Source organism: Emticicia agri, from assembly GCF_004168285.1.
GTDB lineage: Bacteria > Bacteroidota > Bacteroidia > Cytophagales > Spirosomataceae > Emticicia > Emticicia agri.
This window is the reverse complement of record NZ_SEWF01000023.1, coordinates 59,586-79,832: the sequence shown is the minus strand read 5'-3', so window position 1 is coordinate 79,832 and position 20,247 is coordinate 59,586. Positions and strand designations below refer to the sequence as shown.

The 20,247-nt window shown below is 38.3% G+C and carries 23 protein-coding genes; 5 read left to right on the top strand and 18 right to left on the bottom strand.

Annotation, left to right across the window (positions count from 1 at the left end):
* Positions 1–149: 149 nt before the first annotated feature.
* The 11 genes from EWM59_RS16090 to EWM59_RS16040 all read right to left on the bottom strand — a co-directional run bounded on the left by EWM59_RS16090 (position 150) and on the right by EWM59_RS16040 (position 7,713).
* Positions 150–1,604, bottom strand: a complete 1,455-nt coding sequence (locus EWM59_RS16090) for a nicotinate phosphoribosyltransferase (protein ID WP_130022253.1) — start codon at positions 1,602–1,604, stop codon at positions 150–152.
* 19 nt (positions 1,605–1,623) lie between these two features.
* Positions 1,624–2,358, bottom strand: coding sequence for a metallophosphoesterase family protein (locus EWM59_RS16085; protein WP_130022252.1), 735 nt, complete (start codon positions 2,356–2,358; stop codon positions 1,624–1,626).
* Positions 2,355–2,897, bottom strand: coding sequence for an RNA 2'-phosphotransferase (locus tag EWM59_RS16080; protein WP_130022251.1), 543 nt, complete (start codon positions 2,895–2,897; stop codon positions 2,355–2,357). Before EWM59_RS16080 ends, EWM59_RS16085 begins: the two co-directional genes overlap by 4 nt.
* 150 nt (positions 2,898–3,047) lie before the next feature.
* Positions 3,048–3,743: an FRG domain-containing protein gene (locus EWM59_RS16075; protein ID WP_130022250.1), complete on the bottom strand. Its 696-nt coding sequence runs from the start codon at positions 3,741–3,743 to the stop codon at positions 3,048–3,050.
* Positions 3,740–4,267 carry an O-acetyl-ADP-ribose deacetylase gene (locus tag EWM59_RS16070; RefSeq protein WP_130022249.1) on the bottom strand — a complete coding sequence of 176 codons (528 nt, stop codon included), beginning with the start codon at positions 4,265–4,267 and terminating at the stop codon, positions 3,740–3,742. Before EWM59_RS16070 ends, EWM59_RS16075 begins: the two co-directional genes overlap by 4 nt.
* Positions 4,249–4,521: a hypothetical protein gene (locus EWM59_RS16065; RefSeq protein ID WP_207219997.1), complete on the bottom strand. Its 273-nt coding sequence runs from the start codon at positions 4,519–4,521 to the stop codon at positions 4,249–4,251. Before EWM59_RS16065 ends, EWM59_RS16070 begins: the two co-directional genes overlap by 19 nt.
* A 145-nt stretch (positions 4,522–4,666) precedes the next feature.
* The gene (locus EWM59_RS16060; protein ID WP_130022248.1) at positions 4,667–5,137 is read right to left on the bottom strand and encodes a macro domain-containing protein; all 471 of its coding nucleotides are present in this window, start codon (positions 5,135–5,137) and stop codon (positions 4,667–4,669) included.
* Positions 5,134–5,685: a riboflavin biosynthesis intermediates N-glycosidase gene (gene ybiA / locus EWM59_RS16055; protein WP_130022247.1), complete on the bottom strand. Its 552-nt coding sequence runs from the start codon at positions 5,683–5,685 to the stop codon at positions 5,134–5,136. Before ybiA ends, EWM59_RS16060 begins: the two co-directional genes overlap by 4 nt.
* Entirely contained in the window at positions 5,675–6,094 is a 420-nt protein-coding gene (locus EWM59_RS16050) for a hypothetical protein (RefSeq protein WP_207219996.1), read from the bottom strand. Before EWM59_RS16050 ends, ybiA begins: the two co-directional genes overlap by 11 nt.
* Before the next feature lie 3 nt (positions 6,095–6,097).
* Positions 6,098–6,943, bottom strand: a complete 846-nt coding sequence (gene prs, locus EWM59_RS16045; protein ID WP_130022246.1) for a ribose-phosphate diphosphokinase — start codon at positions 6,941–6,943, stop codon at positions 6,098–6,100.
* 68 nt (positions 6,944–7,011) lie between these two features.
* On the bottom strand, positions 7,012–7,713 hold the full coding sequence (locus EWM59_RS16040; protein WP_130022245.1) for an NUDIX hydrolase: 702 nt from the start codon (positions 7,711–7,713) through the stop codon (positions 7,012–7,014).
* 202 nt (positions 7,714–7,915) lie between these two features.
* On the opposite strand from EWM59_RS16040, the gene EWM59_RS16035 reads away from it, so the two are divergent.
* From EWM59_RS16035 to EWM59_RS16020, 4 genes are all read left to right on the top strand, one after another.
* Positions 7,916–8,989, top strand: coding sequence for a branched-chain amino acid aminotransferase (locus EWM59_RS16035; RefSeq protein WP_374755950.1), 1,074 nt, complete (start codon positions 7,916–7,918; stop codon positions 8,987–8,989).
* Positions 8,990–9,355: 366 nt separating this feature from the next.
* Complete coding sequence (locus EWM59_RS16030) at positions 9,356–9,823, top strand: MarR family winged helix-turn-helix transcriptional regulator (RefSeq protein WP_130022243.1); 468 nt, start codon at positions 9,356–9,358, stop codon at positions 9,821–9,823.
* A 140-nt stretch (positions 9,824–9,963) separates the two neighbouring features.
* The gene (locus tag EWM59_RS16025) at positions 9,964–11,100 is read left to right on the top strand and encodes a trans-sulfuration enzyme family protein (RefSeq protein ID WP_130022242.1); all 1,137 of its coding nucleotides are present in this window, start codon (positions 9,964–9,966) and stop codon (positions 11,098–11,100) included.
* 199 nt (positions 11,101–11,299) lie between these two features.
* On the top strand, positions 11,300–12,895 hold the full coding sequence (locus tag EWM59_RS16020) for a S8 family peptidase (protein WP_130022241.1): 1,596 nt from the start codon (positions 11,300–11,302) through the stop codon (positions 12,893–12,895).
* Positions 12,896–13,133: 238 nt separating this feature from the next.
* Here EWM59_RS16020 and EWM59_RS16015 read toward each other — a convergent pair whose 3' ends face one another.
* Together EWM59_RS16015 and EWM59_RS16010 are read right to left on the bottom strand one after the other, a co-directional pair.
* Positions 13,134–15,512, bottom strand: coding sequence for a M1 family metallopeptidase (locus tag EWM59_RS16015; RefSeq protein WP_130022240.1), 2,379 nt, complete (start codon positions 15,510–15,512; stop codon positions 13,134–13,136).
* A gap of 90 nt (positions 15,513–15,602) precedes the next feature.
* A complete protein-coding gene (locus EWM59_RS16010; RefSeq protein WP_130022239.1) occupies positions 15,603–16,058 on the bottom strand; it encodes a RidA family protein in 456 nt (151 codons plus the stop codon).
* A 55-nt stretch (positions 16,059–16,113) separates the two neighbouring features.
* Between EWM59_RS16010 and EWM59_RS16005 the strand changes: the two genes are divergently transcribed.
* The gene (locus EWM59_RS16005) at positions 16,114–16,539 is read left to right on the top strand and encodes an ABA4-like family protein (protein ID WP_130022238.1); all 426 of its coding nucleotides are present in this window, start codon (positions 16,114–16,116) and stop codon (positions 16,537–16,539) included.
* A 17-nt stretch (positions 16,540–16,556) separates the two neighbouring features.
* Here the strand turns inward: EWM59_RS16005 and EWM59_RS28680 are convergent, their stop codons facing one another.
* Genes EWM59_RS28680 through EWM59_RS15985 form a run of 5 tightly spaced genes read right to left on the bottom strand, consistent with a single transcriptional unit; the run spans position 16,557 to position 20,230 of the window.
* Positions 16,557–16,958, bottom strand: coding sequence for a LytR/AlgR family response regulator transcription factor (locus EWM59_RS28680; protein ID WP_310587865.1), 402 nt, complete (start codon positions 16,956–16,958; stop codon positions 16,557–16,559).
* A 38-nt stretch (positions 16,959–16,996) separates the two neighbouring features.
* On the bottom strand, positions 16,997–17,347 hold the full coding sequence (locus EWM59_RS28675) for a LytR/AlgR family response regulator transcription factor (protein WP_310587864.1): 351 nt from the start codon (positions 17,345–17,347) through the stop codon (positions 16,997–16,999).
* 18 nt (positions 17,348–17,365) lie between these two features.
* The gene (locus tag EWM59_RS15995; protein WP_130022237.1) at positions 17,366–18,610 is read right to left on the bottom strand and encodes a sensor histidine kinase; all 1,245 of its coding nucleotides are present in this window, start codon (positions 18,608–18,610) and stop codon (positions 17,366–17,368) included.
* A 13-nt stretch (positions 18,611–18,623) separates the two neighbouring features.
* Positions 18,624–19,652 carry a DUF4097 family beta strand repeat-containing protein gene (locus EWM59_RS15990; RefSeq protein WP_130022236.1) on the bottom strand — a complete coding sequence of 343 codons (1,029 nt, stop codon included), beginning with the start codon at positions 19,650–19,652 and terminating at the stop codon, positions 18,624–18,626.
* Positions 19,649–20,230 (bottom strand): hypothetical protein, encoded by a 582-nt coding sequence (locus EWM59_RS15985; RefSeq protein ID WP_130022235.1) that lies wholly within the window; start codon positions 20,228–20,230, stop codon positions 19,649–19,651. Before EWM59_RS15985 ends, EWM59_RS15990 begins: the two co-directional genes overlap by 4 nt.
* Positions 20,231–20,247 lie beyond the last annotated feature (17 nt).

Here is a 20,247-nt window from a genome sequence, read left to right as displayed (position 1 = left end):
ATAACAGCGAATGAATTCGCCGTCTAAGATAACAAAGGTATTTTTTTCATACATTGCCGGACTTAAGTCCGGCTCACATAATAAATATTTCCTTTGTTATTTTAGACACCGAATTCATTCGGTGAAATCAGCAATACATGAATTTTTTATTAGGCTTTTATTCTTTTCCGAATATCAGCCAATGAATCATCAATCAACAATTTGCCATCTCTGAAAACCTCTCTTAACTCACCTTGTTTTTCTTCTTCCCATGTACATTGGTCTTTTAACTGAAAATGGCCGCTTGGGTCTTTATAAATCTGGATTAGTCCTTTGGCTGATTTCTTCGTGCCATCGTCAGTAACTGGGTCTTTATAAATCTCTCTGCCCTCACCGTTTACTTCCCCATAAGTGGCTTTCATGGCAAAACCAAAGGTATCACGTGTATTATACTGGTAAGTATAAGAGCCAATGCCTAACACCACATTAGTTGAGGCAAAGCCTTTTTGCTTGAGTCTTTCACAGATTTGCGTGGCTCTGTCAATCGTGATACTATCGCCATAAATAGCCCCGATTTGAGGAATTAATTCTTGATAGCCTTTGGCATTGGTTGTGCCGCCAAAAGTATCCCAAAGCAACTCTATTACCCCTTTCTTTTCTTTAATGGTTTTTCCATCAGGATTACCACAGATAATATCCACAGGGTCGCCTGAATCGGGGCGAATCACTACTTTCCCTTCTCTGTTAGTAATTTCTTCTTTCAGGTCAGGTAAATATTCGGTCAGTACTTTCCATAAATCCCAGGTATCAGATACAATTGATACAATCCCTTTCGGATATATCTCTGTAATCAGGCGTTTGAAAGTCTCAGATTCACCCTCGTTGGTACCCATACACATCACAGAGTGTTCGGTCGCAGCTACAGAACCTCCAATAAGCTCGGTATCTGAGTTGGCATTGTAATATGTCTCCAAAAACTGCAAAGTCGGAATGGTATCAGTACCCGTAAAACTCAATAAATGTCCACCACCAGAAGTAACGCTGGCTTCAATGCCGCCCATGCCACGCATCGAAAAATCATGTGCCTGCCAGTCGACAAACTCAGGTACTGATGAGGTTTCCTGTGCATATTTATCTAAAATCTTACGGTATTGTTTGGCTATGGTCGCCGAAGTACAAGGTACCCAGATAGCCGTTGAAAGCAAGGTTTCAAAATAGTTTGTCAACCAGAAAAACTCAGGTAAAGTATTATACATCGTAAACATAGGTACCCTTACAGGCACACTTACACCCTCGGGTAATGCCTTAAACACCATGGGTATATAGCCTAAATCATGTAGCGCCTCAATATGCTTAGTACCTACCTGATTTTCGCCTAAATAATTATTAATAAAGCGGGCATATTGTTTCACTACTACTTCTTTAGGCTGATTAAAAAAGTGGTTCGTAAAATCTTCGATGATATATTTTTTCAGAAAATACTGTAAGCCAAAAAACACCACTTCATGGATATCCTCGATTCTGCTTTTTCTGGGAGTCCAGTTTGAATATACTAAAGTAGTACCTGTGGGGTATTGTCTGCGATGATCTACTTTGTAGCCATCGGTTAATAATAAAGGATTCATAGCTATTGTTATATAAAATTTATTTGTTTCTTCCTTTTTCGTTCGGATACAGATCTGGTAAAGGGTCGCTTTGCCAGTATTCTTTTGTATCTATATCCATCATAGTCAGACTTCCGGTAAAGGCAGCCCCTGTATCTATATTCCAGACATTGCACCCATTCATCGGGACGGTCATATCATAGTTAAGTGTAGGGGTATGGCCGATATAGATTTCTTTAAAGTGTAATAGTCTTTTAGGATACAATTTTGAGTCTTTTCTGATGTGTTTATCCATCGTCAGAGCCATTTCCCAAAGTGTTCTGTCCCATTTGAAATTAGACTGATGAAACTCAGATGCCGGGCCATGCATAGAAGTAAACCCTGCATGAACAAAGAGCCTGTTTTGCTCATCTACATAATAGAGATTCATCCATTCAAAGAAATTAAGATGCACTTCCCGTTCAATATCTTCAATAAGTTCATAACTTTTAACTGTCGATTGTCCGCCATGAAAAAACCATGTTTTGTCTAATTGCCCCTCTCTTAACCAATCTTCACACCAGCTATCATGATTGCCCTTAATGAAAATGCAGTTCTGCTTTTTGTCTAATTCTATCAGAAACTGAATAACCTGTGCAGACTCACTCCAGCCATCTACGTAATCACCTAAAAAAATGAGGGTATCCTGTTCGGTTACGGCGGCTCTTTCCAGTACTTGTTTTAATCCTTTCAAGCCGCCATGTATATCGCCTACTACTAAAGTTCTCGGTTTCATAGTTGTATGTATTGCGTAGCTACCGAATCAGTAAGCCAGACACCATTGTCTGACTGATAAAATAGTAAACCATTCAAGTGCATCTGAGCTGTATTGATAGTCAATATCACAGGCTTGCCATGTCTTGACCCCACTTTAAAGGCGGTTTCTCTGTCCTGACTCAAATGCACATGTTGGCGGCTCATTTTCTCTATACCCTTTTCAAGAATAGAACCCAGATTCTTTTCAGCAGTACCATGATACAGTACATCGGGTGGCGTAACAGGTTGCAATGCCAAATCTATTTCTACCGAGTGCCCCTGATTTGCCCGAATCATGGTTTTGTCTTCGTTAAAAGAAAAACGCTTTTTATCGTTGGTGCCTACAATTTCTTCCAATTCTTCTATTGAAAAACGTCTGCCTTTTTTGGCTGATTTCTGCATCAATTCTGCCACCTCAGCCCAGCCGTTTTCGTTGAGTATCAAACCAATTTCCTGTGGCTGATGCCTGAGCACCAGACTGAGAAATTTGCTGATGGTTTTTTTATGTTCTTCTGTCATTTTGTATTCGATTTTAAAACTAAGCAGTAAATAAATTATAATAATGAATAAGGCTAAGAATATGAACGATTTTTTATTTGTTGGTTTGCGGACACACTAATATAGATTTATTTTTACCCATTCTTATAAATCGAATATCTAATTCTGAAGTTAGTAATAGTTAGTTTCCATCCATTTAATGTGTCCTGCTATTCCATCTAATCCTGGATATATAGTAGCTTGATTTACCCCCATTCTATTAAGAAGTTTTCTTAATTCTCTTCTATAACTTAAATCAATGATAACCGTTGATAAATCAGGAGAATTATATTCTTCTATCCATGGATAAGGATGAATCGTAAATAATCCATTTTGATTAATTATTCTATCATCATTAAAGTTGGGTATGAAAAATTCAACTTTATCAACCTTTATAGTTTTAAAAGATTTATTGATAAATGCGTTAAATGATTTATTATAAATATAGATTAAACTGTGTTCTATCCTCTTTGAAGGGTCGTTAGGTTGGATAATTTCTTTTTCTACGGCAAAATATGTGGCTGCTAAAGGATTAAATGTCCAATCCAATAATCTTGTCGGTAAACCATGATGTTGAGCAATTGCTAGTAAATTCATATCGTCATAATTTTTAGATAAATAAGGTTGCGCCCTTTGTTTAAAATATCTAAAAATTAAGTCTTCATCCTTTTCTGTTAAATACCTATCATTGGTCTTATATTTATCTCTACCAATGCTTGGAATGAGCTTATATTTATTACTGCTGACTCCACGATAAATTTTTGTATTTCTTGTGTCAGCAAATTCTTCAAGAAATAATAAGAATGTTTTTTTGTTTTCTATAGTCATTTTTTCTTATCAAGTAAAGTTTTATATATTTCATAATTCTCTTCATCAAAACAGACAAAAACTACTTCCTGAATAGTTTTATTTTCTGTTCTGAGAAATTCCTGTACTGTCTGAATGGCTATTTCGGCTGCTTCCTTTTTTGGGAAATGATAAATTCCGGTACTGATATTAGGAAAAGCAATCGTAGCTACATTCAATTCATTGGCTATTTTCAGCGAATGATGATAGCAATTTTTTAATAGCTCTCTTTCTTTAGTTTTCCCCCCATTCCAGATAGGCCCTACCGTATGAATCACATAACGGCAAGGCAATAAACCACCGGAAGTATAAACAGCTTCGCCTGTTTTGCAACCACCTTGTCGGTTTCTGATGGCTATACATTCTTCTAAAATCTGCGGCCCTCCTTTGCGATGAATGGCTCCATCGACACCGCCGCCACCTAAAAGTGATGAGTTAGCTGCATTGACAATAGCATCTGTATCTGATACAGTAATATCGTCTTTAATTAATCTGATTGTTGCCATGAGTTTATGACTTTTGTTGCTTCGTCATTTTTGGAAGCATTAAATTGTGTGCCTACAAAAACCCGTATAATTTCTATGCCACCTGTTATCTGGCTGTTAAATTCTTCCAGTTCTTCTGCAGGAACCCATAATTCATCGTGAATTTTAGCTCCTACATTCTGTACAGGATATTTTTGTAAATAATCGGTTGGTAAAGAAAAGGCTGTTACAATGCCACAATATCCCGAAAACTCATCATTTGTATTCCATTCCAAAGCTATCTGTTCAGCATAAGCCTGATTCAGAACCGGATAAAAGATAGGTTGCCATGCTAATCGGGGCGGAAACTTTTTATAGTCACTATCAATAATCAGTTGTAATTCTTTTAGACCAATAGGTCTTTATAATGTTGTATTCATTTCATTCAAAATCGTAAATAAAGGTTTCTATATCCCTTATCAATAGCGTTTTCTCAATAATAGGCTCTATTACTTCCCATTTTCCACCTGCCAGACCGCAACCTATTCTTGGCATGTGTACACTCGCTTGAAGTGCCTGAGCATTTTTAGCTAATTCTGCCAAACATAATTCAACGGCGTTATAGTCAATAGGAGGTTGGTTTTTTACAATACCTACACCTCTTTGTGCAAGCATATTTGCAACAAAAATTTCATCTTCTACCTGAACCACCTGAATATTTCCTAAACTGAAGTCTGCTTTTGTTTTATGCCATTCTCTATAAGCTGTTTCAGGAGTTTTCCAACGTTTAGAGATTGCCAGAACAAACCCTTTACCCCAACCACCTATATTGTTACATATATGAGCAATAATCTTATTTCCGGTCTCTTTTGGTAAGGTGGCATCGCCTTTTAAATAGTTTATGCTTTTCATTGTGTCCTTAATTCATCTCTAACTTCCATCAAAGCAAACCCCAATAGGTTTAAGCCTTTCCATTTTTCTGGATTTTCTATGTCTTTATGGTCTGTTGCCATGCCAATTCCCCAGATACTATCCACAGGGCTTGCTTCTACAATTACTCTATCGGCAGTATTTAAAAGAAAATCTTTCAATGCCTGATTCTGACTGAATTTATGAAGATTACCCTCTTTTACAATAGCATATCGATTAGCCAACCAGACTTCGTCCTGATAATTTTTCACTTTTCGACCTAATTTCTTAGCCTCAGCAGGAGATTTGGCTGATAAAATCTTATGTAATGTTTCTTTGTCTTCAAATAAAAGGGCTTTTTTAGCCATCATCCAATGCTCGGCCGTTGCGTATGTAACTCCCTCTACTGTGAAAGCACTCAACCACCATTGGCTAAAGCAAGTTTTGGTAATACTCCCATCTTTAGCCGGTTGATGCCCCCAGAAGAAAAGGTATTTATTTCTGTTACCTGCTGATTGGTTTGCTATCAACTTTTCTGTACTATATTTCATTGTTGTTTATCGTTGTGTGTATTTTACTCTGTCTTCTTTTAATATTTTTAGCTGTTCCACTTTTCTCTCTTCCGATTCTTATCCAGGCTATGTCAATGTCGCTATTTTCAGTCATATAAGCGTCTCTTTCTGTGTCATTGGCAAAACCTCCTATATATTTCCATTCGTTAGATAAAAGACCAGCAATATCTACTTTATAACGAGCACTTGAAAAGCAATGAGTAATCGTAACAGAAGCCGTTTTATCTTTTAAATACTCCATACTCAAAGTATCAACCCCTCTGAAATCGCCAATGATGAAGCAAGAATCTTCTTTCAATGCCTGGTCTATTACAGGTTTATAATGCTCCAGCCATTCTTCAAAAGTGATATTACCATGTCCTGAAATAAAATAGCATATCTTTTTCATTGTTTATTTATCTAAAACGTCTCCTAAACTAATCTGCTTAACCCCATTCTCTTCAATATTCTTAACCGAATCAGTAGTAAATATCTTTTCAAATGCCGGAGTCAGGGTAGCAAATCCTTTACTGAATATTCCATGACTGATGGCTAAATACAGATTTCCTGCATTTTTCTTTTTTAATTCCTGCGCCAATCCGATAAAGGTGGCTCCACCGTCGCAGATGTCATCTACTATCAGGCAATCCTTACCTTGCAAATCGTCGGCATATACTTTAAAACCTGAAAGTTTACCTGTTTTTACATCCCGGCTCTTAGAACATTCTACTACCTCAACGCCTCCTAAATATTCAGAAACCTTATAGATTTTCTTTAAAGCCCCACCATCAGGCGAAACCAGTAAAGTATCTTTCCCGATTACTTCAATTACCTTTTTGATAAAAGCATGGTTCGGAATTACCTCGCAATTGTTCAACAAAGCAGGAGTTACCTCTGAATGTGGGTCAAAAACCATTACTTTATCTAATTGCAAAGTGTTGATTATATCAGCATATACTTTTACTGTCAGTGGTTCACCACCTACCATTACTCTGTCCTGTCTGGCTGCCGGAAAGTAGGGGATAAAAGCACTAAGCTCTTTCACTTTCATTCGCTTTAAGGCATCAACCGCCACACACAAAAGCCCTAAATCATTAAATGAGTTAAGTCTGTGGGTAATCATTACCGGCTGTGTGGTATCAAAATCCGGTTTGAGTTTGATATGAGGCTCGCCACCGGCAAAAGTGAAGGCTTCAAAATTGATGCTATCCGATTGAGGAAATGGATTGAAATTTTTATCTAAATTAATCGTTTTCATGTATTTGTGTAATTTTTACGCAAATGTAAATATAATAAACTGACATCTCAAAATATTTTGTGTAAAATTTACGCAAATTTAATTTCGAAATGGAAACCTTTACTAAGGAGTTGGTTATAAGTATCTTTATTAAACCTGAATAATCGGGCAGGGCGACCGCTTCCGGTATTGGCTACGAGCGTATCGGTTTCTTCTATAAAACCAAGGCTCAGTATCTTTTTTCTGAAATTGCGACGGTCAATGTCTTGTTCTAATATGATTGTATAAAGACTCTCTAAGTCGGAGAAAGGGAATTCATCGGCTAATAAATCGAAGCCAATGGGTTGGTAAGTCAGTTTGTTCTTGATTCGCTGATGCGCTACCTTGATAATCTCGTTGTGGTCGTACCCTAATCTGGGGATTCTGTCTATGGCAAACCACTGGGCTTCTTCGGCATCGGTATCATTCTGCTCTACCAACGCAAAGTTATTGGGATTCACCAAAGCAAAATAAGCTACAGAAATTACTCTGAAACGAGGGTCTCTATGAATATTATCGCCAAAAGTATAAAGCTGCTCCAGATAATTTACCTGTATGCCTGCTTCTTCCTGCAGCTCACGGGTTACAGCTTCTATTAACGACTCATGTTTGAGCACAAAGCCACCGGGCAATACCCAGGTACCTTTCATTTGTCCGAACTTCTGTTTTACCAGTAAAACAAACAATGTGTTTTGCTGATACCCAAACACAATGGCATCGACAGCTACTTTAATTTCGTTCGTTTCAGACATAACCCCGGTGTATAATTTACGCAAAAGTAGCGACTAACAGCAAATATAAGTATAGAATCAGCCTGTTTTTTGAGGCAACGGTATAAGCGAGATTAAAAAACTTGTCTTAACAACTATTTTTGCATTTTTCCTTGACAATGTGGTATATTATTTGTTGTTTCGCAAATGAAATAGTTATTTGAGTACATATTTAATAAAGTTTATCATGACAGAGACATTAAACTTCGACGTTACCACAGTTACAGAAAGCAGAATTCATCAGTTTGACCCTAATAATATTACATTCGGCTCGCTCTTTACAGACCACATGCTCGTGGCTGACTATATTGATGGACAATGGCAAACACCGAAGATTCTTCCTTTTGGTGATATCAGCTATAATCCGGCTCTGGCAAGTTTGCATTACGGACAAGCCATTTTTGAAGGAATGAAGGCTTTCAAAAACGATGACGATGAAGTATTAATGTTCCGTCCGCAAGATAACTGGCAGCGTTTTAATATCTCTGCCGAACGTATGTGCATGGCACAAGTACCGGAAGAAATCTTTATTGGTGGGTTGGAAGAATTATTGCGTTTAGATGCAGCCTGGGTACCAAAAGGTGAAGATAATTCATTGTATCTACGTCCGTTCATGATTTCGAGCGATGTGTATCTGGGCGTTCGTCCATCACAAAACTATCGATTCATGATTATCATGAGCCCTGCAGGTCAATACTACTCTACCCCTCCGAAAGTGAAAGTAGAGACTGAATTTATCCGTGCAGCACCGGGTGGCGTAGGATATGCCAAATGTGCAGGTAACTATGCCTCTTCGTTGTATCCTGCGAAACTGGCGCAAGAGCAGGGTTATACACAATTGTTGTGGACAGATGCCATTGAACATAAATATTTTGAAGAATCAGGTACCATGAACGTGATGTTCGTGATAGATGGTAAACTGGTTACGCCTGCCGTAAGCAGCACTATTCTGAAAGGTGTTACCCGTGATTCATTGATAAAATTAGCACAATCAATGGGTATTGAAGTAGAGGAAAGAAGAGTATCAGTAGAAGAAGTAATTTCAGGTATCAGCAATGGCACTGTAACCGAAGTATTTGGCGCAGGTACTGCCGTTGTGGTATCGCCATTTGCAGCCATTGGTTACGAAGGTGAAGATTATGTATTGCCTGCCATTACCGAACAATCTCTTTCTTCGAAATTGAAAAAAGCCCTGAACGATGTTCGTACAGGTAAAGTAGAAGATACCTTTGGTTGGGTTTGGAAAGTGAATGCCTGATAGAATAAATTACATTTTGATATTGAAAAAGCGGCTGAGGGGACTTAGCCGCTTTTTTGTTCTGTCTTATCTATTAAAAAATTAAGCCTATTAATTAATTGAAGATATTAACCACGGAGTAGCACCAAGTTTTACACTGAGTTGCACGGATTATTATCTTTTAAACTCTGTGTTACTTCGTGCTAAACCGAGCGTCGGTCGCTTCGTGAAACTCTGTGGTTTAAAATATTAAAGCCAACTTTACTCATTTCATTAGAATTACTACTGAAGCAGATTGAAGAATTCATTCTCAAAATAATTTTCTTAACCGTATGCCTGCATACTGATTTTTTTCTACATTTGTGGTTACCCGAAGCGCAAACACCAATGAGGAAGGAAAAAACAATAGATTTTCATATAAAATGGGCCTGGCATGCCATTTCTCGCATGTATAATGCCTACGCAAGTCAGTATGATATAACTATGGCTATTGGCTATGTATTATTGAATATTGATTCAGAAAAAGGTACGCCTGCTACTAAAATAGGCCCATCGATAGGTATGGAACCCCGAAGCCTGACCCGAATGCTGAAAACATTAGAAGAAAAAGGCTGGATTTACAGAGAGACAGATGCCGACGATAAACGCTTTGTAAAGGTATATCTGACAGAAGAAGGCAAGAAAAAAAGAAACTTTGCACGTGAGGGGGTAATTATCTTTAACAAAAAGATTCAGGAAGTAATACCTGCTGATAAATTAGCTGTTTTCTTCGATGTGATTAAGGAAATCAATACGATGGTAGATGAAGAAAACAGTAAAGTAAAAGACAATATTATATTCGAAATAATGGATTAAAAATAAAGAGTGCCTCTCAAAATTTTTTAAGCCAAATCATATCTCAACGGCGCAACGTTTGGTTAGTACCTCATCTTACCTCCAACAATGGAGAAGCCTCTGCGCAGGGAGAAAGGGTTAATTCATTTCCAAAATAATACATGAAATTAGAAACGCTCAGCATTCATACCGGAAATCATGGTGAACCTGCTACCGGAGCAGTTGTACCCCCTATTATTCTTTCTACTACTTTTGAGCGTGCCGAAGATGGAAATTTTGTAGAGGGAAGAGATATTTATGCCCGGGCGTCTAACCCTAACCGACGGATGTTAGAGGAGAAATTGGCAGCTTTGGAGGGTGGAACTGATGCCATCGCATTTTCCTCAGGTCAGGCAGCTACTATGAGTATTTTTCATGCATTGGGTACAAACAGTCATGTGATTCTGCCCGATGATATTTATTATGGTACCCGATATATGATTGAGAGCCTGTATGCACATTGGGGCATGACCTGTACACCTGTAGATATGACAGACATCAGCCAGATAAGAAAGGCCATTAAAAAAAACACAAAACTTATCTGGATAGAAAGCCCTTCTAACCCAAGCCTGAAAGTAACTGATATTGAGGCTGTAGTAAAACTGGCTCAATCGAAAAATATACTCACGGGCTGCGATAATACCTGGGCAACCCCCTATTTTACGAAGCCTTTTGATTTTGGTGTAGATATCATTATGCACTCTACTACCAAGTATTTCGGAGGACATTCTGATATACTAAGCGGTTGCATTATTGTGAATGAAAGCCTGCCACAAGACCTGAAAGCTAAAATCAGAAATTTTCAGACTACCGGGGGTGTTATTCCTTCTCCGTTCGACTGCTGGTTGTTGTTCCGTAGCCTGGCTACCTTTGCTGTGCGTATGCCAGTACATGCGCAAAACGCCATGAAATTGGCTACTTTCTTAGAGAGTTGCCCTCAGATAGAAAAAGTAAACTATCCGGGACTAAAAGCTAACGAGTACCATAAAGTAGCCAAAAAACAGATGAAGAATGGTTTTGGGGGAATGATGTCTGTTCTGGTAAAGGGCGGGCAGGAATCTGCCCTTAAACTAACCTCGGAATTAAAATTAGTGAAGCATGCCACGAGTTTAGGCGGAGTTGAGACTTTAATAGAGCATCGAAAATCGGCAGAGGGTGCACATTCAGTCAGCCCCGATAACCTGTTAAGGATTTCGGTAGGTATCGAAAATATCGAAGATTTAATTGAGGATTTCAGACAAGCATTAGACAGACTCTAAGATATAAACTGTTTGAATTAACCTTATTTTGTTCAAAAAGCTCAACTCAAACAGTTTCTTTATACCCTCCATTTAATAAAATAACCCATTATGGGTTAAATAAAATTCGAATCAATTCGTTTATTTCGCAGTTTACAGGTTTAACTATAAGCCGATTTACTTTAACAGAACGTAGATTTCTATTTCAAAAAAACTAAACATGAAAAAAATAATTTTTGCTTTTTGCTTTTCTCCTTTTCTTTTTCTTCAAACCAATGCACAAGAATTAAAAACTAAATCTAACTGGCAGAATCTTGACTTTGAAAAAGACGGTGTTCGTGGCATGAGTGTAGAGCGTGCTTATCAGGAATTACTGAAAGGCAGAACCTCTAAAACAGTTGTAGTAGCTGTGATTGATGGTGGAACAGACGTAAACCACGAAGACCTGAAAGATAAAATATGGGTAAATACCAAAGAGATTGCAGGGAATGGTAAAGATGATGATAAAAATGGCTTTATCGATGATATTAATGGTTGGGATTTTCTGGGAGGTGCAGACGGACAAGATGTAAATCATGAGCAGGTTGAACTTACCCGCCTGTTGAAAAAATACAAAGATAAATTTGGCAAAGACCCATCTAAAAAGCTGATTCGCAAAAATCAGGTTGAATATGATTTAATGGGCAAATTGCAGAAAGAATATGACGAAAAACGTGCGGAAGCTGAACAGTATGCGCCTTTTTATGCGCAACTATATAAAAACTACACAGAGTCGGAAACTATTCTGAAAAATCATCTGAAAGTTGAAACACTTACTAAGGAAGCTATCTCAGGAATTGATGAAAATAATGTTGACCGCACCGTAAGAGCAGCTAAACGTACGCTGGAGAAATTTATGGAATTAGGTGCTACGGGCAACGATATTAAAGAGGCCGTAGAGCATTATGAAAGCGAGTTGAAATATAATTATAATCTGGATTATAACCCTCGTACAGTAGTTGGCGACAAACCCGATAAATTGCAATATGGTGAGTATGGCAACAATGAAGTACAAGGCCCTGATGGCATGCACGGTACACATGTAGCAGGTATTATTGGTGCCAGCCGTAATAATAACCTGGGTATTATGGGTGTAGCCGATGATGTAAAACTGATGATTGTGCGTGCTGTACCTGATGGTGATGAAAGAGATAAAGATGTAGCCAATGCGATTCGTTATGCTGCTGACAATGGGGCACAGATTATTAATATGAGTTTTGGAAAGCCTTATTCGCCTGAGAAAAAATGGGTAGATGATGCCGTGAAATATGCGCAGTCAAAAGGTGTATTGTTAATAGCTGCGGCAGGGAATGATAATCTGGATGTGGACGTTGACGTGCATTATCCGACGGGTACTTATGAAAACAAGGAAAGAGCAGAAAACTGGATTTCGGTGGGGGCTTTATCATGGAAAAATGCGCCTGATGCCGTAGCTGAATTCAGTAACTTCGGAAAGCAGAATGTAGATGTATTTGCACCGGGAGTAGATATTTATTCAACTATACCGGGTTCTAAATATGAAGAGAAAAGTGGTACGAGTATGGCGGCTCCGGCAACTACAGGCGTAGCGGCTTTGTTGAAATCATATTTTCCTGAGCTAACAGCCGCACAGCTTAAAAAGATAATCTTAGAATCTTCTGTGAAAGTACCTGATTTCAGAATCTATAAGCCGGGTTCTAAAGAAATTATCAAGTTCGAAGATTTATCGTCAACAGGGGGTATTGTTAATGCTTACAATGCTGTAAAAATGGCGAAAGAAATGATGAAAGTAGAATAACAAATGTTTAACCGATATTCTGAATCCGCAGTAGAAGCTACTGCGGATTTTTTATTTTATCAGAAAGCAGGAGAGTAAATGAGGGTGATTGATTACAATTCTTTTTATTTTGTCAACAAGGGTAGAATATTATACATACGAATTTAAATTAAGAAAATAGTACGCCTATTATTACGCCCAAAAAAGCGAAAGCCGAAGAAATTCTTCGGCTTTCATCGTTTATAAAAAAAAGACGGGGTTAATTCTTTCCGCTGGTTTGTACGCCTGATGGCTGATTTTGTTTGGCCTGTTGCATAGGGTTAGGTCCTTGCTGAAAACCTCTTTGTTTGAATGCCTGAAATCTGCTTGGTTTTTCCGGTTCACGTGGGAACGAATTATTAGCTGTATCAATATCGGCGGTTTCATAGAATGGGTCAAGCGTAAACTTCGCTACTTTCTTGGTAGTGGGTAGTGTTTTCTTGATTTCCTTATCATTTGTACGCCAGATTTCAGCCGGGATTCTTACAATTTCGTTGGTACCGTCTTCATAATCTAATTTGATAATAACAGGCATTGGTAAGCCACCTTTATTCTTGATTTTTAATACATAAAAGTTCTTACCTGCTTCCAATAGTTTACGTTCATCTTCTGACAAACTTGCTCTGTACTGCTCTGATTTTTGTTTGTCGGCAGCGGTTACGGCAAACCTGTCATAAGAGTTATAGAAGTCTCTCATGGTAGAATCAGCTTCTACTACGGTTTGTTTAATATCTGTTTTATTACGGATATTGCTCAAAGTCTCACGTTTGGCATCAAAGTCTGCTTTATCTGCCGCTTTTTTGGCAACTGGGTCCTGGGTATCAATGGCATACCATTCTACCTCGGCCAAATCCTGGTCAACAGGTTCTACGCCATAGAACCACCCTTTCCAGAACCAGTCTAAATCAACCCCTGAGGCATCTTCTAAAGTACGGAAGAAGTCGGCAGGTTGTGGCGATTTAAAAGCCCAGCGACGTGCATATTCTTTAAAGGCATAGTCAAATAATTCACGACCCATGATGGTTTCACGAAGCATATTCAAACCTGTGGCAGGTTTAGCATACGCATTAGGTCCTAAAGAAATAACATTATCTGAACTGGTCATGATAGGTGATAACTGCGACTTATCTGTTTTCATATAAGGCACAATATACTGTGGCTCACCTCTGCGGGAAGGAAAATCACGGTCCCACTCCTGCTCGGCCAGATACTGGCAGAAAGTATTCAGCCCTTCGTCCATCCATGTCCATTGACGCTCGTCAGTATTCACAATCATCGGGAAGAAGTTATGACCTACTTCGTGAATAATTACCCCAATCATACCAGCTTTGGTTTGTTCAGAATAAGTGCCGTCAGTTTCCGGACGACCGCCATTGAATGAAATCATCGGATACTCCATTCCGCCTGAAGCGTGACAAGAGATAGCTACCGGATAAGGGTACTGAATAGTACGGTTACCATAGCTTCTTAAGGTATGCTCTACAACTCTGGTTGAGTATTGTCCCCAAAGTGGATTACCTTCTTTTGAGTAGAATGACATCGACCAGATTTTGCGGCCATTATTATACACATCGGTCTGCATAGCATCCCAGATAAATTTACGAGAAGAGGCAAAGGCGAAATCACGTACGTTTGATGCTTTGTAAATCCAGGTTTTTTTGCCTGTTGGCTTGCCTTTTTCAGCAGCTTCGGCTTCTGCCTGCGTTACAATCAATACAGGCGTTTTTGAGTTTTTAGCTTGCTCCCAACGTTTCAATTGGGTTGATGATAACACTTTATCATAATTCTGGCACTCGCCAGTAGCAGCTACCAAATGGTCATTTGGTACAGTAATTTCTACTTTATAATCACCAAAAGGCAAGGTAAACTCGCCCTGACCTAAAAATTGTTTATGCTGCCAGCCGTTTACATCATCATACACAGCCATACGTGGAAACCAGTGTGCAATAAAATAGTTATAGTTGCCATCTTTCGGAAAATACTCTAAACCTGAGCGGCCATAGTATTCAGTGATATTGTAATTCCAGTCAATACGAAAAGCATACGACTGACCTGTTTTTAGTGGTACAGGTACTTCAATGCGCATCATAGTATTGTTGATAGTATAAACAAGGTCGGCACCTGTTTTGGCATCCTTTACTACCGTAATTTTATAACCGTATTCTTTATTTCCGGTGATGGTTGCCCTTACCGAGCTTGGAGAATTAATACCCTGAATAGCACCAAAAGACATCTGATTATTCTCGATACCTCCTGTTTTTGTCATGGCATTGATAGAGGTCTTCTCAAATAAATTCTGGTCAAGTTGTAGCCAGATATAACGCAGTTCGTCAGGCGATTTGTTGGTATAAGTAACTACCTCAGTACCAATAATACGCTGGTTAATGTCGTCTAATTCTACTTTAATATCGTAGTCGGCTTTTTGTTGCCAGTAATCTTTACCCGGAGCTCCCGAGGCGGTACGATAGGTATTTGGCGTTGGTAACTCTGTACCCATCTGCTCAAAACGAGTATTGGCATTGTATTGCGTAGAAGCAGGTTGTTGAGCAAACACTGCGACGCTTGTCAGAAGACAGAGCAGAAAAATGGTGTTTTTCATGAATTATGATGAAGGGCTTAATGATAAACAAAAATAACTAAAAAGGTTAATCTTTCACATTAAAAATGCCTTTTTGAGATATTTTGTAACTTATTTTCGACGAATTTTAGGTAAAACGGCTATTACAGCAATTTCAATACTTGCCCCACCGGGTAAATTTGCCACGCCAATAGTGGTGCGGGCAGGGAATTTTCCGGTGAAATACTGGCCATATAATTCGTTTACTTTGGCAAAATTGCCAATGTCTTTCATATAGATAGTGGTATTCACAATATCTTCCATTTTTGCTCCGGCAGCTTCTACAATAGCTTTAATGTTTTCCATAATCTGCACGGTTTCTGCTTCTACCCCACCCTCAACCAATTTGCGGTTTTCAGGTTTCAGCCCTATTTGTCCGGCTACATAAAGCATTCCATTGGCTTTTACACCTTGACTATAGGGAGCAATAGGTACAGGAGCATTCTTGGTTTCGACAATTTCTTTGTTTTGCGCAAATACAAGAGTGTTAGAAAGAGCTAAAAAGCCAGTTAATAGAAGTTTATTCATGTGATTTTGATTTGTGTTTACAATTTTCTGTATTTTGTATTTAAAATCAAAGTATATGAATCCGGAAACTGTTTTTTCTATTGTAAATGCCTTGGTAATGCCTCAATGGCTATTGATGATATTTGCGCCTTATTGGCGATGGACACAGAAATTAGCTGACTCATACCTGATTCCTGTATTATTGGCAGTTACTTATGCTTTTTATGTAATTACAAGTCTTGGGAACTTAGATTTTATGTCGTTCAGTACTCTGGCAGGCATTAAAAATATGTTTTCAGAAGAACAAAGTGTGCTGGTTGGGTGGATTCATTATCTGTGTTTTGATTTAGTAGCAGGTACCTATATTTACAAAGACTCGTTAAGCAAAGGCATTAATCGCATAGGGGTTGGGGTATGTCTGTTCTTTTGCCTGATGCTTGGGCCTGTTGGTTTCTTGTTATACTGGATAATCGGAAAAACTGCCGGAACCCGTGCCACGTAATACCACTACGTGCTACGCTATATCTCCATCAGCCTTTTCAGGTTATCGCCATAAGTAGAGCCTGTTTCAATTTTAGTAATCTTGCTATCACGCATTACTACTAAGTATTTACCATTAAAATACTTCTGTAACTCTTTAATAAGATGAGAATTAACAATAGAAGAGCGACTCACCCGAACAAAATTATCCGGTAGTTTTTCTTCTAAATTCGTAATGGTATAGTTAGTCAGATACTGTTTACCGTCGGTAGTATTCAGAAAAACATATTTATCTTCTGCCTCAAAATAACTGATGTCGGTTAATGGAATAAACAGAATTCTTTCACCCGATTTTACCGAAATAGAATGGGCGGGTGTCTGTTTTTGAGCCGGAGTGCGCTGTGCTTCTTCTTTTACCTTAAACTGTTCCAACAGTTGCATCAGATTGGCGTTCAAAGAATTGTCTTCTTTTTTATCTTCTATTTTTTTAGTTTTTCTATGGTTTTCTCTAATCGTTCGGCCTCAATCGGTTTCAGCAGGTAATCAACCGAGTTTTCTTCAAAGGCTCTGATGGCATACTGGTCGTAGGCAGTAGAGAATATTACCTTTGGCATATATGATAAGTTTGCTAACATCTCAAAACCTGTCATCAAAGGCATTTCAATATCTAAAAATATCAAATCAGGTTTTTGTGCTTCAATTTTTTCTAAGCCCTCTTGTCCGTTATGTGCTTCGTCGATAATGCTGATAACAGCACTGTAGTGAGACAACAGTCTTTTCAGGCGACTGATAGCCAGAGGCTCGTCATCAATTAATATAGTCTTAAACATAATCTTCTGTTTTAATGGTTATACACTCATTTTATCTAAAGTCTCCATAGGAACTTTGATAATAATGGATTTATAATCGTTGTTTTCAATTTGTAGCGTGGCCTGGTTGCCGTAAATCAGTTGCAATTTATCACTAATACTTCTCAGCCCGTATCCTCCACTTAAATCTTCTTTAAAAGCCGGGCCGTTATCATGTATCTGAAAGACTATCAGGTCATTCTCCTTGGTAATTCTTACCTCAATAATGCCATGCTCGGTAATTTTAGAAATACCGTGCTTAATGGCATTTTCAACAATGGGTTGCAAAAGAAACCTTGGTATCTTAATGTTTTCAAGACCCGATTCTAAGTGAATTGAGTATTTAAGTCGGTCGCCAAAGCGCATCTGTTCAATAGACAGATAAGACTTTACAATGTCTAACTCTTCGGCTATGCTATGAAAACTCTGGTCAGAGCGACCCGTGGTGGCTCTGAATAATTTCGATAGTTGTATGGTCATTTCTTCGGCCTTATCAGGATTATCATGAATCAGGCCTGTAATACTGTTTAATGAGTTATATAGAAAGTGTGGATTAATACGGGCTTCCAAGGCGTTTAGTTGTGCTTTGGTTTTTAGTTTTTCGAGGTTCAGCAGTTGATACTCCTGTTCTGAAATCTTCCGGTCAAGGTCTTTAGACCGTTGCCAGTTATAGAAAATCACACAAACGGCAATCATCGGAATCACCAAGTACAAAGTACCGTGGCTACTGATACTGCTTGCATTGTATTCTACCGACATTATTTTCCAATAGTGTGCCCAGTATTTTCCTCCGTCATTTTCTATTAAATAAAAGGCTTTCTGAAAAAGACGGATAAGCATGAGCATACAATAAGTAAACACTATCAGAATGGTGTATTTCGACCAGTTTTTACTAAGAAATCTTTCAATAAACAGAATAAAAATAATCAGGCTTACAAAACAGGAAAATCCTGTGGTAAGGTTTGCTAAAAAAACGGCCTTGTTTTGTTCGGCTTCTAAAGAAGTAGGATTCAGCAACTCTAAAGAAAAATACAAAATACTATTCAGCCCGTAAATAAGAAAAAGAGCAAACAAAAACGTATATAATACAAACTGCGGATTAAGCCGATTGATAGCATTTTTAAATCCTGTTCTGAAACGGCTATTCCGTTCTCTCCGGTAAGGTCTTGTATTTTCCGTAGCAGGTATAACTACATTATTGGTAGCAGTTCTTGAACTGACATCAGGAGCTTTCTCCAGATTCATCCTGTCTACCCAGCTATATGGTTTTTTTTTTTAATTCCTCTTCTATATCCGGAAAAATCTCAGCTTTGGGGGCATAGATTCTGACATTGCCCCCAAAAGATTTTAATTTTACACTTGCGCCACCGCCATTGGTACTACCTGACACAAACCCTGTTCTGTTAATGCCCTGAAAATTGGGCAGGTGGGGTGTTCGGACCATTGCACCGTCAGCTTCTATCTGTAAACCCTGGTTTAAAGGCAATTGTGCTTTTATATTCCCTCCGCTTGTTTCGAGCCATAGGTACTCGTTGATTGCTATTGCCTGAATATTGATATTACCTCCTTTGGTTGAGGCACCAATATTGCCTCTCATATTCTCCAGACGGATATTGCCGCCAAAAGTAAATGTTTTAAATTCACCTGAAATATTAGAGGCTCTGATATTGCCCCCACTGGTTTTGGTATAAAGTTTTCCGCTGAAATTATCTAATTTGATATTGCCGCCACTGGTATTGCTGTTAATCTCACCTTTAGAATGGTGAATAAGCACATTGCCACCTGAAGTAGAAAGGTCTGCTTTTATATCACAATTGGCTACTTTTACATTTCCTGCTGATGCTTTTCCCTGTATCTCTCCGGTTGTATTAGCTATTTTTATATCTCCTACACTTGTGCGGAGTGTTTGCTTGCCAATAAGGTTATTCAGAGAAATATCGCCTACTGTAGTAGTCATAATAGCATTGATATTCTTCGGAAGAAAAACACGGAACGATACCTGAAAAAAACTCAGCCAGTCCCATCTCCAGAAACCATTATTGCGAGCCGCAATTCTAAGATAGTCGTTCTGTTGTGAGATATTTACCAGTTCATATCCTAATTCAATAGAACTTACAGGCGTTTTTTTGAAAAAATTGATAAACAGACGTTTAGACGCATATATTTCAATTCTTATCTGGTCTTCGTCGCTACCCAGAAGTTCTATATTGCCCACAATAGTTTCTATCTGTATATTTCTGATACCTTCAGCAGAGACAGTCTTTATTTCGGATGGTAAGTAATTCATTGGTTGCTTAATTTTTTTCGTTCTACAATCCACATCACAAAGAGGGTCTCAAAAATCAGGGTAAACGGAATAATAGAAATATTTTTAAAAAATAAGAGGACAGGCCATTTTGATGCCGCAGGGCCGATTAACTCATTTGCTCTCAGCCATTCTAAAAATGGGGTATAATCAAACAAAGCAAATAATGCAATATTGAAAATAGCCGCTATGACAATATAGATAATAAAATTAACTAAAATAGCCAGAAAGTTAGCCGAGAAATTATCTTTGATAGTAGTCCATACTGCATACCATTTACTTTTGGTCAGGCTGAACAGGTTAACGAAATTTCTGAAACCTGCCTGCATATATCCTTGCCCTATCACAACAATAATAATTAAAAGACGAGCCCCATTTACGATAACTTCTAAAATACCATGTGTAGAAGAGGATATCGAACAGTAGCCCCCTTCCTGAAAAAATCTACCCATGCCTGCTACTGCTCCTAAAAAGAGTATCAGAAGAAAATTTCTTTTGAAATAAGTGTCGGTTTTCTGAATAAGGTCAGAAAAACCCAACAAAGTGTAAGTTTCTTTCATGATAAGGCAGATTTTAG